This window comes from Henriciella sp. (assembly GCF_029937755.1).
Taxonomy (GTDB): Bacteria; Pseudomonadota; Alphaproteobacteria; order Caulobacterales; family Hyphomonadaceae; genus Henriciella.
Genome location: NZ_JAPYPG010000016.1, coordinates 1 through 14,554, shown reverse-complemented (window position 1 = coordinate 14,554; position 14,554 = coordinate 1). Strand labels below are relative to the sequence as shown.

The window sequence follows — 14,554 nt, the reverse complement described above, 5'->3', positions numbered from 1 at the left end:
CCAGCATGGCACATCACGATGCCGGTGGGAGGGGCCGTCCACCCCATCAGTCTAACGCGAACCCGTCTCCAGCAGCGCTAGACACGCCCTACCCTATCCAGCCAGCAGCTGGCGCCATTCCCGGAGAGCAGCGTCGCGGTTGGATTTGAAAGTCTGGCGGCGGTTGATGTGGCGGTCGAGGTTGAAATGATTGTGCAGTGACGCGTGTGTCGAGGCGAACTTCTGAAGCTGGCTCATCCTTCGAAATCTGGACATGGCCCGCTCTCGCCGTCGCAGTGGCAGATGGCTGTTCTCCGCCCGGTTGTTGAGGTGACGACCGACCTCCTTGCGGTCGTGATTTCCGATCACTTTCATAGCCGCACCGTAGGATCGAAGTCGGTCGGTGACGATGGTTCTAGGCGCGCCATAGCGCTTCATGGCTTTCCGAAGAAACTTCAAAGCCGCTAATTTGTCTCTAGTTTTCGTTACATAACTTTCCAGGACCTCGCCCTCATGATCGACGGCTCGCCAGAGATAGTGGGTCTCTCCGTTGATCTTCACGAACACCTCGTCCAGGTGCCACTGCCATTGGGTGATATGACGCATGTAGCTGGCGCGGCGGACGCGGATCTTGCCGGCGAACATCGGCCCGAACCGATCAACCCACAGCCTCACGCTCTCATGGCAGACATCGATCCCGCGCTCATGGAGAAGGTCTTCGACATTCCGAAGCGAGAGCGGAAAACGAACGTACATCATCACCGCAAGCTGGATGATTTCGGGCGATGTCTTAAAGTAGCGGAACGGGTTTTGGGGCATCCCGTGATGCTACCCGGATCTCCCGACAGGCTCAATCAGCCGTTCCGCTGACAATCCCTCTCCTGTTCTTCGGCCGGTGTCAGCGCATTAGCCGGCACCGGCCGGTCGACCAAAGGGCGCTGGTCCTCGTGCAGCTCGCCGCCGCGTGTCCAGCGCTGGTACGTCCTGGCGGTGATGCCCAGCTCTCGGCAGGCGGCCTCCAGGCGTGCTCCCTGGGCCCTGGCCTCTTCGATCAGCGCGATGGCGCGTTGGCGATCTGGGGTGCTGATCATGCGTCCTCGCCCCCCCAGATCGCCCTCGCCTTTTTTCTGAGGGCCAGTAACGCTGCGGTCTCCGCCAGGGCCTCGTTCTTGCGGGCGAGCTCCTTTTCCAGCGCCTTGATGCGCTTGCGCTGCTGCTTGGCCGCGTCGGCTTCACGCTGGCGTTCCGAGTGCGAGAGACTGGCAGCCTGCTCGCAGTCATGGCGCCACCGCTCCAGCTGCTCGGGATAGACGCCCCGGCGACGGCAGTATTCCGCGGTCTCCTGAGCGTTCATCGAGGCGGTCTCGATCACGGCGCTGAACTTATCCTTGGACGACCAGCCATCGGCGCCCTTGCCCAGAGCATCCGGCAGACAGCGCCCTTCGGCACGGGCTTCCTTGCGCCACTTGTAGACGGTGCCCAGCGAGATCCCCTCCTGCTCCGCGATTACCTGTGGGGAGAGGTTGTGGGGAGGCAGCAGCTTGGTGACCACGGCTTGCCGGCGCTCCTCTGAGTAACGAGGCATGAGTGTCTCCTTTCGCCCCCTGATCGATTTATAGGAACAGGGTATCAGAGGGCACGACAGTCATCCTGACACTGGGGGCACCCTGGGCTTCCTGTCCGGCCCCATGCTCAGCGGTTGGCTCGCCAGCATTCCGATGGTGATGCCGCAATCCGAGATGCTGCTCGGCGGACCCGTGGCCTGGCCCTTCGTGGTCACGGCGGGACTCGCCGGTGCGGTGTGGCTGTTGCTCTACCATCACGTTCGCGAACAGTCGGCACACCGTCCGCCTGCCGACGAGCCGGCGTCGCCTCGGGCCATCGGTGGCTTTCTGACGCTGACGCTGCTGGCGATGCTGGGCCTGGGGGCCTTCGAGGTGGGCCTCAGCCTGCAGGCGCGACAGTCAATCGGTCTCGACCCCTTCAGGGTCGGATTGCTGTTCACGGAGTGCGGGCTGGTGCCGCAGCGTCCGAATCCCCAGGTACGCACCCGTTGGTGCGTGCCCACCGGCGAGGCTCGCGGCAAACAGCCGAAGTATTTCGTCCTCGGTAAAATCTATACGCCCTGACAGGGATGCACGGCCTGGCTTTCCCGACCCCGCGACATCTCGCGGGTCAGCCAGAAGCCGGCGCCGAGCAGCAAGGCGCCGCCATAGATCATGCCTCGGCCCGGCACCTCTGCGAAGATCAGAAAACCCAGGCTCGAGGCCACCACCGGCGAGACGATGATATCGACCAGGGCATAGACGTTGGCATTGAGCGACTTCAAGACGATGGAGATGCCGAAATAGGCGAAGCCCGTGGACACGATGCCCAGGCTTGCGGCCCAGAGCATCACCGGCAGTTCCACGCCGAGTGCCGGATAGGCGATCGTCATCGCCACCTGGCCGGGACCCGCGATCAACAGGAACGGCGAGAGCACCAGCGCCGCGACTAGCAGCGACCAGGCGATGTCATTCCCGGTCTCGGTCTTGCCCTCATAGCGCATGTAGGTAACCATCGCGGCGTAGATCGCCCCGGTGGCCAGCGCCACGAGGTTGCCCAGCATATGGCCGCCGCCGAGCGGATTGGCGAGCGCGATACCGATCAGGGCGATGGCGAAGATCAAGACATAGCTCCTGCGCGCCTTCTCGCCCAAGAACAGCGCCGAAAAGATGAACACGAAGAATGGCGCGATGCTCCAGAAGATCACCGCGTTGGCGATCGGCACAAGTGACATGGCGAAGTTGAAGACGCCGCCCTGGGTGGCGATCAGTACGCCGATGATGGCGGTATCCTTGACGTTGCCTTTGGGAAACCGAGGCCATTGCCGAGTTGCCAGGGCCCGCGCTATGAATAGGAAGGCCGCCGCGAAGGCCATGGCATAGAAGGTCAAAGTTTGGATCGGAATCCGCCCGTCGGTAAGCTTAACGAACACACCGATGGTCGCCTCGGAGACCGTGATCAGCGCAAGCAGAAGGAGGGTGTTCATGCCTGCCCTCCCTTGCTCGCCGGTCGCGTGACATCGATCACTTCGGCACCTGACTCGTCGAGACAGGTGGTCTCCACCTGCAGTGTGGCGAAGAAAAAGCCATAATGATCCTTGAGCATGCTATAGCCGGCTTTGAGCACGGCCTGTGGATCGGTGCCGTCGGAGATTCGCAGGTGACCGGAGAATACGTAACGGCCGCTGGTCAGTGCCCAGGCGTGCACGTGATGAGCATTTTCCACGCCGTCAAGCGCTATCAGTGCTTCCGTCACCTCGGCCAGTCGAATCTCGGAGGGCGTACCCTCCATCAGCAAATGGGTGGCATCGCGCAGGATACCCCAGCTCGCCCACAACAGTACGAAGCCGAAGGCCATGCCAAGCAGCGGGTCGATCAGCAAGAACCCGGTGAAGCGAATCACCAGCGCGGTGACGATGATGAGCAGGCTGCCGACGAAAGTCTGGATGATATGCCACAATGCGCCTTTGACGTTCAGGTCGCTGCGGCTTTGTTTCCAGATCAGGCCCAGCGAGACGATCTCGGTAAGCAGGCCGCCAGCCGCCGCCCACAGCATGGGTGCCGTGGACAGATCAATGGGGTCGGTCATCCGCATGCCGGCCATCACGACCACGATCAGCGCCATGCTCAGCAAAAAGCCGCCGTTGACCAGGGCACCCACGATCTCGGCGCGATACCAGCCGAAGCTGCGGTCCTCATCAGCCGGGCGGCGGGCGAGCCGGGCAGCGGTGATGGCCACCAGCACGCCACCCACCGCCGAGAAGGTGTGGAAGGCGTCCGAGATCACCGCGACCGAGCCGGTCCAAAGACCGATGCCCATCTCGATGAAGAAGTAGATCCCCGTCAGCCAGGCCGAAATCGCCATTCCAGATCCACTGGAAGGCATGTGCCCCGCATGGCCGTGACCGCCGTTGCCGTGATTCATAAGCGCACCTTGTCTCCGTTTCAGTACGTGCCATTCGCTCATGGGCATCGTGTTCGGTAGTTGTCAAGGAATCTGTCGCCTCTGAGATCATTCACGCCACCTGCTTTTCTGGTTCGGCGACGGTCACATGGCACTAAAGCTTATTGGTGGCAAACCTGCTATGGGTGCTGGTGGTCATGTTGAAGGTTCTGCGGTGCCGATGGGCAATGAAGGTGATACCATTGTTGATATCAAGTTTGAAGGCACAGCGGAAGAGATTGAAGGTGTTCGCTCTAATGTCGTGCGGATTATCTACTGTCTTGGCTCTGATACCTACCGTATGATTTTCTTTCGTGCGGTGGAGAATACTGCTGTTGTTCTCAAAGAGTATGATGATGTGTATTGCGATATGCTCCAAAGCCTCTTTGAAGACACTACAGGGCTTTTCCTCTACTTCAAGTGATCTACCCTACCAGCCAAAAAAAATGCTTAGCTGGGGAAGCTAGGCAAATCCTGACACTGGGGGCTCCAGCCTGACAATAGAATTCATAAGTGGAATCTCCGAGGGCGAGGACCGAGAATCGCAGGCCGTCGAGACGAGGCGCTTTACGGCTTTCCATGAACTCGAAAAAATTTATCGCAGGCTGCGGTGGCTCGCCTTCACCATGCGTGCTGACAACGATCAGTATGTCCTGTTCTTCTGTAATTTTGCGAACTTTATAATCTGCCATGTCGTGCACTGAGGACGTCAGTCCAGACTTCTGCGTTTCGCTGTGCAGGGAGCTCGCTATCTCTGCCGCATTGCCGGTTTCCGATCCGAACAGAATTGCCAGCTTGCGGTGTTCTTCTTTTGTGTCAGCTCCCTCACCGACGTCTTGTCCCCGTCCAGCGTCAAGTCCTGCAAAATAGCCTGCAACCGGTGCTGTCAGTGGAATGCGAACGCGTCTCCAGCAGCGCACGACACGCCCTACCCTATCCAACCAGAAGACCGCGCCATTCCTGAAGAGCAGCATCGCGGTTTGATTTGAACGTCTGGCGATGGTTGATGTGGCGGTCGAGATTGAAGTGATTGTGAAATGAGGCGTGGGTCGAAGCGAATTTCTGGAGGTTCGACATTCGCCTGAACCGGGACATCGCCCGCTCTCGTCGCCGGAACGGCAGATGGCTATTTTCTGCCCGATTATTGAGGTGGCGACCGACCTCCTGGCGGTCGTGATTTCCGATCTCCTTCATCGCTGCGCCATATGATCTTAGGCGGTCGGTGACGACTGTCCGCGGTGCACCGTAGCGCTTCATGGCTTTCTTCAAGAATCGCAAAGCCGCTGATTTATCTCGTGTTTTCGTGACATAGCTTTCCAACACTTCGCCTTCGTGATCGACGGCCCGCCAGAGATAGTGGGTCTCTCCATTGATCTTCACGAAGACCTCGTCCAGGTGCCACTGCCATTGAGTGATCTGTCTCATGTAGCTGGCTCGGCGCCCGCGAATCTTGCCGGCGAACATCGGGCCAAAACGATCTACCCACTTCCTCACGCTCTCGTGGCAGATGTCGATCCCGCGTTCGTGGAGAAGGTCTTCGACATTGCGAAAGGACAGCGGGAAGCGGACATACATCATCACCGCGAGCTGGATAATTTCGGGTGACGTTTTGAAGTAGAGGAATGGATTGCGGGACATGAGGTGACGCTATCCGTATCATCCTACGCGCTCAATCGGCCTTTTCCGCTGACAATGCCCTCATGGTTCATCGGCTTCTCTCGAGAGGATCGCCCAGATGCCTGCCCACGAACTTCAAACGCATTCACATTCTGAAAACTGTGCAACACCAGCCGCAGGCAACCAGAATTCAAATTTGCTGTTGTTTTGGGTTTTCTATCCACCTAACCATAATTTCAGCAGGTCGGGGGACACGCGATATGACCAGAATCAACAAATTTTGCACAATGAACGCCGCATTTGGGGCGCCGAACCGATCCACGATGGTAATCGGCGATAGGAATAATTTTGGCCGCTGCCTGCTGCGGACAAGTACCATAGTTGCAGTTCTGAGTGCCCTGGTCTTGCCGGCCCTGCAAGCAGAAGCCGACCCTGCACAGCCGCGAAGTGAAGACCAGACTACGGTGCTGGACAAGATTGTTGTTTTGGAAGCGCGTGGTTCCACTTCCGACGAAGACGCCGGATTCAAGCCAGATGGCGCCACAACAACAGGTCCTTGGGCCAACCGTGCCATCGAGGATCTTCCGTACTCCATCACCGTGCTTTCAGATGATTTGATCGAAGATACGACGTCGCGAAGCCTGGATAGCCTGTTCACTATCAGCCCGCTGGTTCAGACGGGGCAGTCGCAGGCCGTCAATAACATCGCCCAAGCCACTATCCGCGGGTTCAACGTTGCGCGCGCCTATGTAAACGGCGTGCAAAACAACAATCTCGGTCAGGGTGTGTTTGTCGAGGAGATCGAGAATCTCGAAATTTTCAATGGACTTTCAGGCTTTCTGTTCGGAGCAAGCCCGGTAGGCGGATTGATCAATTACGAACTCAAGGGACCGACGGAAGACAATTTACGAAACCTGACTGTTGGAAACTACGGCGGTAGCCAGTATTTCGCGCACCTTGATCTTGGTGGCACTATCGATTCCGGGGATACGGTCGGTTACCGCATCAATCTGCTGACGCAGGATGGCGACACATCGATCGACGAACAGAGCCTACGGCGCTGGATGGTCAGCGGCGCGATGGACTGGCGTCCAACCAGCGACCTTGCATTCGAGCTTTTCCTCTCGACCAAGAATTATCATCTCGACGGCCGCCAGTTCCAGTTTTTTCTTGGCGGTGATGTTCCGGCACCTGTCGACGGCTCGAAGCTCTATGCGCCTCGTGAGACCTATCTCGACACTGATTCCGATCTTGCTCATCTTTCCATGGTTTACCAGCCGGATGAAAAGTGGGCCTTCCGAGCAGCCTATCAGTATAAGTACGACGTGCGTGAAATGGTCTACGGTCTCGGCAGCCTGCAACCGGACGAGACTAGCTACCAGTTCACTCTCTATGGCGGGAAGTTTTCGGCAGAAACCAATGGCGGTTATGCCTATCTCGACCGCAGTTTCTCCACCGGCCCAATCCAGCATCGCCTGACCCTGGGGGTAAACGGGTATGACTATCAAAACCGCCTAGCTATCGTGTCGAATGGCTTTCCGTCCTTTTTTGACGGACCCTACGAGTTCGACTTTTCGGATCGTTCGGTAAACGATCTGAGTATTCCGGACTGGGATATCGACGACTCCCGCTGGGTGGTGAACGCAACGAGCCAGAACGTCAATGCTGTTCTGGGCGACGAGGTTGTGTTCAATGACCAGTGGTCGCTTCTCGTTGGCGCCAACTACGCCAATATAGCCTCGGAAAGCTTCGATTTTGCAACAGGTGACCCGCTCCCCAACTCTGACTATGATGAGTCAGCCGTCACGCCTACTGCTTCGATCATGTATAAGCCCGCGCCGGGCTGGAATACCTATGTTACCTATATCGAGTCCATCGAGCAGGGATCGATCGTCGGCGCGTCCTATGCAAACGCCTTCGAAATGCTACCGCCGCTGCGCAGCGAACAGTATGAATTTGGCACGAAGGTGGATTACGGCGACCTCCTCCTCACAGCTGCCCTGTTCCAGATCGAAAAGGCGAGCGAACGCTCAAATGACGGAACGGCGACCGGCACCTTTGTGCAGGACGGCCTGGAGGTCCATAAGGGGATCGAGTTCAGCGCCATCGGCAAGCCAAATGACCAGGTGAACCTCATCGCCGGTCTCACTCTAATGGATAATGAGATCAAAGACAGCTCCGATCCAGCGCTGGAGGGCAAGAAGCCCTATGGCGTGGCCGAAGAAGTTTTTAAGCTTTATGGCGAATTCCTTCCAAATGCGCTGCCAGGCTGGACCTTTTCCGCTGGCGCCTATTTCAATGGCGAAAGCTATCAGAATCCGCTCAACAGCAGAGACCTTGAAAGCTACACGCTAGTGGATCTTGGGATTCGTTACGAGACCGAGCTATACGGCAAGGCTGTTACAGCGCGGCTTAACGTGAAGAACGCTACCGATGAGGACTACTGGGCCGCGACATCGCCTGGCGCGCCCAGGACGGTTGCATTTTCGGTTTCCACCCGATTTTAGCGAGCTGCATTGCTTGACGCTATGATTTTTCCGACGAGGAGAACGCTTCTCAAAACTGTGGGGCTGGCTACACTCGCCGCCTGTTCGCCCGACAGTTTAGAGCACTCCATGCAGGGGGGAGTGCTCTCGCTTGACTGGGCGCTCGCCGAAACCATGATCGCTCTGGGCAGAGCGCCAGCCGGCGTCGTCGCGGCGGCAGATTGGAAACGCTTTGTCGTGGAACCCGAGCTTCCGGAGCAGACGGCCGATCTCGGCCTGCAACAGGAACTGAATTTCGAGTTGATGGCCGCTCTGAAGCCGGACCTCATTCTCTTCTCTCCTTTCCTTGAGCATCAGAAACTCAAATTCGACCGTATCGCGCGCTCGGAGAAGCTGTCGGTATACGATCCAAGTGAGGAGCCGCTCGGACAACGCATGAAAGCCAGCCGCGATCTTGCCTTTCTAATTGGCGCAGAATCGGCACTGGAAGACTTTCTCCGTGAGCTCGAGACCTTGCGTGAAGATGTCAAAATGCGGCTGGCACGCCTGAAACAGCGTCCGGTCCTTATGGTGACCTTCATAGATAACCGGCATGCTCGGGTCTATTCTGGCAGCAGTCTTTATGCCGACGCCATGGCGTGGCTAGGGTTGGAAAATGCCTGGCAAGGAGATGTTGGCTACTTCGGATATTCGACGGTTGGTTTGGAGGATCTTGCGACGCAGGAAAACGTAGAACTCATTGCAGTAGAGCCGGTCCAACCGGATATTTCACATGCGCTCGCCGAAAGCCCGTTGTGGAAGAGATTGCCCTTTGTCGTTTCCGGCCACCAAGGCTCAATTCCTCCCGTTTTCATGTTCGGTTCGCTTCCCTCAGCAGCGCGCTTCGCCAAGCTGATTGTCGCTCACCTCGAAGAAAGGTGGGGATAGTTTTTGAAGCAAGCGCTCGATCCTCGATTACTCTCTGCCTGTCTGTTTTGCTTGGCACTAATTCTAGTCAGTGTGCTTCTCTTTCGGCCGGTACAGGACTTATTCGATACGCAAACACTGGATCAGACATTCCAGAACCTGATCCTGGTACATGCAACGCTGCCCAGACTGGTCATGTGCGTGCTCTGCGGTGCGGGGCTCGGGATATCAGGCGCAATCCTGCAACAGGTTCTGCGTAACCCGCTGGCGGCTCCTGACACGCTAGCAGTGAGCGCGGGTGCTCGGCTTGCGCTGGGGTTTGTCTCAGTGTTTGCGCCGGCACTTTTCGGTTTTGGCCGCGACCTAGTCGCCATTGCAGGGGCGATCATGTCGACGGCTATTGTGCTCATAATAGCACGGGCACGACGGTACTCGCCTCTCTCAACAATTCTTGCGGGCCTCGTCGTCAGCCTCTATTGCGGCGCCTTAGCTACAATCCTGGTCCTCGCAAAGGATCGCTACCTCGTTGGTTTGTTCATCTGGGGCAGTGGCTCGCTCAGCCAGCAGAGCTGGCAGCCGACGCTAGACCTCGGCATCAGGCTTATCATAACAATGATTCCGCTCGCGCTCCTCATGCGGCCACTGTCAGTGCTAGATGCAGGCGCAGAGCTGGCCAGGGGCGTAGGCGTGCGTGTTGAGCGTATCCGTTTATACGCTATTGGCCTTGCCGTACTATTGGCCACATTCGTTACAAGCGCGGTAGGGGTCATCGGATTCATCGGATTGGCCGCCCCCGCGCTGGTGAGTTTCGGTAGAGTAAAGCGCTTTCCCTCGCGCTGCATCTGGTCCGGTATCATGGGCGCCCTGATCCTGCTCGTCACCGACGTCTGCGTGCAGCTCGCTGCCGACAGAACTGGCACCTTTATTCCCACAGGCGCGGTCACGGCAGTCATCGGGTCGCCTCTGCTGCTACTTCTTCTTTCACGTATGCGAACAAGGCCGCACCAGGGCGAAGTCAGCGAATCCGCTTTCAGGCTTCAGCCTTCACCGCGGCGATGGTCATTGCCGGTCTGTATGGCCATTGGCGGCGTGTTGGCTGGTGTCACAGCCCTACTCCTGCTGCTCGGGCGTGCCCCGGATGGGAGCTGGTATCTGCTTCGCCCGGAGGCCTTTCCAGACGTTTTGCCTTGGCGTATGCCGAGAATGCTTGGCGCGGCTGGCGCAGGAGGGCTGCTGGCCACTGCCGGCTACATCTTGCAGCGGGTGACGCACAATCCTATGGCCAGCCCCGAAATCATGGGAGTCAGCGCTGGAGCAGTTCTAGGCGCCGCAGCAACTCTGTTTCTGTTTGGTAGTGGCTACACGCTTGGCTTGACGGCATCTACGGTAATAGGGTCCTTTTTAGCGCTATTGTTCGTCCTGGCCGTCTCGGCACGACGGACGGCTGCGCCGGAGCGCATTCTTCTTGCTGGTGTCGCCCTCTCGGCCTTAGCAGACGCTCTCGTGGGCCTGCTCATGGCCGGTGGAAGCCCTAGCGCCGTGCTGCTGTTGGCCTGGATGTCAGGCTCCAGCGGGGGGATTGAGCTTGCGGCAGCCGCGGCGACAACTACTGCCGCAGTAATGCTTCTTGGTATCTCTGTGCTTGGTGCTCGATGGCTAAAGATACTTCCACTCGGTGAGCCGACGGCTATGAGTCTCGGAGTTCCGGTCTTGTCATCTCGTCTTCTGCTGCTCGTCCTTGCGGCCGTAATGACAGCCATCGCCACGCCGGTAATTGGGCCAATAACCTTTGTTGGGTTGATGGCACCTCACGCTGTTCGGCTCAGTGGCATCCGCAGCGTTCCGGCCGGGCTCGCGCTTAGCGCTCTGGTGGGCGCTTTGCTGATGATCGTAGCCGATGCCCTGGCAAGAACCATCGCGTTTCCGATTCAATTGCCGACCGGAATTCTAGCAAGTTTGCTGGCTGGCCCAATTCTTCTCTATCTCATTGCACAAGAGGGGCGGCAGCGATGACCGAGCGGCCATCAGGTGGAAGCAGTCAACGGCATTCTGGAGCGGTTAGCATTCAGCTGACCGACGGAACAGTTATGATTGACGCAAAGCGGCTAATCGATTCCGTCAATCTGGAGCTGGCTCCTGGAATGGTTACTGGTCTGATCGGGCCTAACGGTGCAGGAAAGTCGACCCTGCTCAAAGTCCTTGCACGCCAGACCCCATTGTCCTCCGGCGAATGCCGTCTTGAAGGCCGTCAGTATGGTTCCTACGGGACACGCGAGTTTTCCAAACTCGTCGGCTATTTGCCTCAGTCAATTCCTTCAACTCCCGGGCTCACAGTTGAGGAAATTGTCCGCATGGGACGATTTCCTTGGCATGGTGCCCTTGGGCCATTCACAGTCAGGGATTCGGACGCGGTTGCCGAGGCGCTTGCTATTACGGGAATGACGAGATTTGCGAAGAGATTTGCGGATACTCTATCAGGCGGCGAACGCCAGCGGTGCTGGATTGCCATGCTGCTCGCGCAGGAAGCCAGGACACTCCTGCTCGATGAGCCAGTTTCCGCCTTGGACCTGCGCTATCAAGCCGAAACGATGGAGTTAATCAGGAAGGCGGCAAATTCTCGCGACGTTTCCATCTTCGTGATCCTTCATGACATCAACCTGGCCGCTCGGTTTTGTGACCATATCATCGCCTTGAAAAGCGGTGAGATCGTTTGGAAGGGACAGGCCGCAGAACTTCTGGATACGAACACCCTCGAGTCGATTTACGACACGCCGATGACTATCGTTTCACGCTCAGGTTCCGAAGAGAAATACGCCTTTGCGAGCCTCAGAAAATGAACGTCGGAATTGTAGTCTTGACCTAACACAACTTGAGCATGTCGCTTTTTTCAGAGAGCACAGCGTGTTGCTTTGGCGGCGAACTTAGAACAATCTAGCTCACCTGAGTGGAGGGAGCGGCATGGCAAGGATATTCATCAGCTTTACTTCATCAGACCGCCCTTGGGCCCACTGGATCGGTCACGAGCTGATTTCTATGGGCCACGAAGTGCGAATTCACGATTGGGAACAAGGCGGCGTTGGTGGCGGAAATTTCCGCGACTGGATGTCGGTTCAATTGCGAGAGTGCGATTATACACTGTGCCTCGTATCCCCTGAATACTTCGACAGTAGTAAGACAGATTCTGCTGACGAACTTCGAACGGCCGCCCACCGCGCCAGTTCCGAGAGGTCCGATTTTTGCCGAATAGCAATGATCCGCCCTTGTGTTATCGATGCCATGTATATGAGCATAAGCCGCTGTGACCTGGTCAACGCGTTTGAAGCTCAGGTGAGGGCGCGACTGCAAGCATACTTCTCCGATGCTCCCGCTCTTGCGGTAGAGCGAGCCATCAATCCTGTGCCCTTCCCCGGGCGCCTTCCGCACAACCTTAAGATATCGGCGCCTCCGCGCTTTTTCCACGATGGGCTTTTTGGCCGAGGCGACATCTTGCGCCGTATCGATGATTCCTTTCAACAAGAGTCTGGCCATCGTCCGGTTGTAGTCCTTGGAGGGATCCCAGGTAGCGGAAAAACCACCGTTGCAGTGGCTTACGCCGAGATGAACCTCGAACGTTACCGGTTATGTTGGTGGATCAATGCAGCAGATCCGGAAAGCATTCGCGTCGGCATTGCTCAGTTGGGTGTTAGATTAGGCTGGGTGCAGCCAGATGAAACAGATGAATTTCCTGTTCGCGAAATCCTCGACCGGTTGGAGGACGAGGGTCGTGACCTATTGATAATTTATGACAATGCGATCAGCGAGCAGGCAATTCGTGAATTTGTCCCCAAGAGGGGTAATGCCTGCATTCTGATTACGTCAAACAGCTTCAATTGGCGATTTCAGGAATACGGAGTGGACACATGGAATGCGGAGACGGGTGGAGATTTCCTCATCCGCCGAATTCCAATTCACGACCCAGTACCGGACTCCGAACGGCAGACTGCCGAAGAGATCTCGCGCGAACTGGAAGGGTTGCCTTTGGCGCTAGAAATGGCTGGCGCCTACTGTGCATTACGAGGGATGACCCCAACTGCCTATGCTCGTCTGTTTGCCGAAACATTCGACAGAGTCTTCAATAGCAAACTTACTGTCCCGGTTGAATATCACGCCCACAGGCCCGCAGCGACTTCCTACGAAATTGCCATCACATATGCCCAAGAGCGAGACCCGGCCGCAGCTGAGTTTGTTTTGTATCTTTCATTGCTAGCACCCGACTGGATCCCGCTTTTTATCTTCGAGGAAAGTCAGGCCACTATGACTGAACCACTGCGCAGTTTGGTGGCGGCTAATTCGACGTTCGACGCCACGTTGGTTCTGATTCAATGCGGCCTGCTTTTGCGAGAAAGTGTCGACGATAATGCCGCCGCAAAACCAACAGAAGTTGCTGTTCGGATGCACCGGTTTGTACGCAAGGTCGTGCCTGCGCAGCTGGATGACGAGAAACGAAATGAGATTTTGGCGGTGCTGACAAATGCGCTTCAGGCTGTATTCCCCATAGATGATTCAGACTTCGAAAAGGCTTATAGTCGAGCCCGCTGGCTAATGCCGCATGCAGAATACATTCTTGGCGCAGATCTCACACCCGTACCAGGCGCTGAAATCGCGGCCGCAGAATTGATGAGACGGATGGCTCCGTTTCAAGCTCCTTCTCAAGACGGATTGAGAAAAGCGGGGCGCCTTCTCGATCGGTCCTTAGAACTTTATCGAGACTATGAACCATCCAACAGCGTCCGCATCGCTGAAATTCTCGTCACAAAAGCATTATGGGAGGTAGCGCAATCTGGCGACACCAATGCTCAAGCAGATCAACTTGGCGAAGAGGTGCTGAGCTTGCTGGAGGCGTTGCCAAATCCAGGCAATGAAAAACTCGCTATGCTGTTTGTTGCTCTGGCGCGCGTCAATTTGGAAAAGGTGAGCTATCAAAGTTCGACTTCCCCTATGGGCGGATCAGAACTCGGCAAAGCTGCAATGTACTGTCAACGCGCTTTTGAGCTTATCGGAAATAATGAGAGTCTGCTTGAGGCTTACGCATTAAACATTTTTGGCCGCACCTTGAGCCGAATGGGACGATTGGCTGAAGCCCGCAAATCTTTGGCCAACTCATTACGAATCCGACGAAATCTCTATAACAAAGTGCATCCTGCCACCGCTCGGAGTTTGGTAGATCTCGCTGAGGTGATGCTCCGTGATGGGCATTATAGTGAAGCATATGAATCCTTGAGAGACGCCCGAGAAGTTTACAGCGATGCACTGGGACTAGAGTCTCACGGAATTGTGTTGTGTGACGGAATGGAAGCTTGGCTGGAACTAGAGCAGAACAATGTCACCGACGCGCGAACGCTACTTAAACGATCTCTTGCTTTGTCACACAAGGTCCATGGCCCCAATCACAAGGTCACAAAAGCGCGCATCGATCAGCTTGCCGCGCTAGAAGCTGGTGAAAGTCGCCAAGCAAATGCATAGCTTGTGAAGAAAATACATCTAACGGTGCTGTCATGTGTGGACGGCCCCGGTTCTGCAAGCACAAAATCAAGCGAGTG

The 14,554-nt window shown here is 56.7% G+C and carries 14 protein-coding genes; 7 read left to right on the top strand and 7 right to left on the bottom strand.

The window, feature by feature from the left end; translation table 11 throughout:
* Window positions 1–93: 93 nt before the first annotated feature.
* Genes Q1K29_RS18195 through Q1K29_RS18185 form a run of 3 tightly spaced genes read right to left on the bottom strand, consistent with a single transcriptional unit; the run spans window position 94 to window position 1,564 of the window.
* On the bottom strand, window positions 94–798 hold the full coding sequence (locus tag Q1K29_RS18195; protein ID WP_300396793.1) for an IS6 family transposase: 705 nt from the start codon (window positions 796–798) through the stop codon (window positions 94–96).
* Between the two features lie 35 nt (window positions 799–833).
* Window positions 834–1,070 carry a helix-turn-helix domain-containing protein gene (locus Q1K29_RS18190; protein ID WP_300396791.1) on the bottom strand — a complete coding sequence of 79 codons (237 nt, stop codon included), beginning with the start codon at window positions 1,068–1,070 and terminating at the stop codon, window positions 834–836.
* On the bottom strand, window positions 1,067–1,564 hold the full coding sequence (locus tag Q1K29_RS18185; protein WP_300396789.1) for a transposase: 498 nt from the start codon (window positions 1,562–1,564) through the stop codon (window positions 1,067–1,069). Before Q1K29_RS18185 ends, Q1K29_RS18190 begins: the two co-directional genes overlap by 4 nt.
* Window positions 1,565–1,667: 103 nt before the next feature.
* On the opposite strand from Q1K29_RS18185, the gene Q1K29_RS18180 reads away from it, so the two are divergent.
* Window positions 1,668–2,108, top strand: a complete 441-nt coding sequence (locus Q1K29_RS18180) for a hypothetical protein (protein WP_300396787.1) — start codon at window positions 1,668–1,670, stop codon at window positions 2,106–2,108.
* Here the strand turns inward: Q1K29_RS18180 and Q1K29_RS18175 are convergent.
* Entirely contained in the window at window positions 2,096–3,010 is a 915-nt protein-coding gene (locus Q1K29_RS18175; RefSeq protein ID WP_232912304.1) for a DMT family transporter, read from the bottom strand. The two genes, Q1K29_RS18180 and Q1K29_RS18175, sit on opposite strands and share 13 nt — an antisense overlap.
* Window positions 3,007–3,948 (bottom strand): cation diffusion facilitator family transporter, encoded by a 942-nt coding sequence (locus tag Q1K29_RS18170; protein WP_232912303.1) that lies wholly within the window; start codon window positions 3,946–3,948, stop codon window positions 3,007–3,009. Before Q1K29_RS18170 ends, Q1K29_RS18175 begins: the two co-directional genes overlap by 4 nt.
* Window positions 3,949–4,075: 127 nt before the next feature.
* Between Q1K29_RS18170 and Q1K29_RS18165 the strand changes: the two genes are divergently transcribed.
* Window positions 4,076–4,390, top strand: a complete 315-nt coding sequence (locus tag Q1K29_RS18165) for a hypothetical protein (RefSeq protein ID WP_300396784.1) — start codon at window positions 4,076–4,078, stop codon at window positions 4,388–4,390.
* A gap of 1 nt (window position 4,391) precedes the next feature.
* Here the strand turns inward: Q1K29_RS18165 and Q1K29_RS18550 are convergent, their stop codons facing one another.
* Both Q1K29_RS18550 and Q1K29_RS18160 read right to left on the bottom strand, forming a co-directional pair.
* Window positions 4,392–4,940 carry a flavodoxin domain-containing protein gene (locus Q1K29_RS18550; protein ID WP_366524233.1) on the bottom strand — a complete coding sequence of 183 codons (549 nt, stop codon included), beginning with the start codon at window positions 4,938–4,940 and terminating at the stop codon, window positions 4,392–4,394.
* Complete coding sequence (locus Q1K29_RS18160) at window positions 4,900–5,604, bottom strand: IS6 family transposase (protein WP_300396782.1); 705 nt, start codon at window positions 5,602–5,604, stop codon at window positions 4,900–4,902. Before Q1K29_RS18160 ends, Q1K29_RS18550 begins: the two co-directional genes overlap by 41 nt.
* A gap of 239 nt (window positions 5,605–5,843) precedes the next feature.
* Here Q1K29_RS18160 and Q1K29_RS18155 point away from each other — a divergent pair, with 239 nt between their 5' ends.
* From Q1K29_RS18155 to Q1K29_RS18135, 5 genes are all read left to right on the top strand, one after another.
* Window positions 5,844–8,090, top strand: coding sequence for a TonB-dependent siderophore receptor (locus tag Q1K29_RS18155; RefSeq protein WP_300396780.1), 2,247 nt, complete (start codon window positions 5,844–5,846; stop codon window positions 8,088–8,090).
* A 120-nt stretch (window positions 8,091–8,210) separates the two neighbouring features.
* Window positions 8,211–8,996, top strand: coding sequence for an ABC transporter substrate-binding protein (locus Q1K29_RS18150; protein ID WP_300396778.1), 786 nt, complete (start codon window positions 8,211–8,213; stop codon window positions 8,994–8,996).
* Between the two features lie 3 nt (window positions 8,997–8,999).
* Window positions 9,000–10,988, top strand: a complete 1,989-nt coding sequence (fhuB, locus tag Q1K29_RS18145; protein WP_300396776.1) for a Fe(3+)-hydroxamate ABC transporter permease FhuB — start codon at window positions 9,000–9,002, stop codon at window positions 10,986–10,988.
* On the top strand, window positions 10,985–11,812 hold the full coding sequence (locus Q1K29_RS18140; protein ID WP_300396774.1) for an ABC transporter ATP-binding protein: 828 nt from the start codon (window positions 10,985–10,987) through the stop codon (window positions 11,810–11,812). Before fhuB ends, Q1K29_RS18140 begins: the two co-directional genes overlap by 4 nt.
* A 121-nt stretch (window positions 11,813–11,933) precedes the next feature.
* A complete protein-coding gene (locus Q1K29_RS18135) occupies window positions 11,934–14,477 on the top strand; it encodes a tetratricopeptide repeat protein (protein WP_300396772.1) in 2,544 nt (847 codons plus the stop codon).
* Window positions 14,478–14,554: the final 77 nt, after the last annotated feature.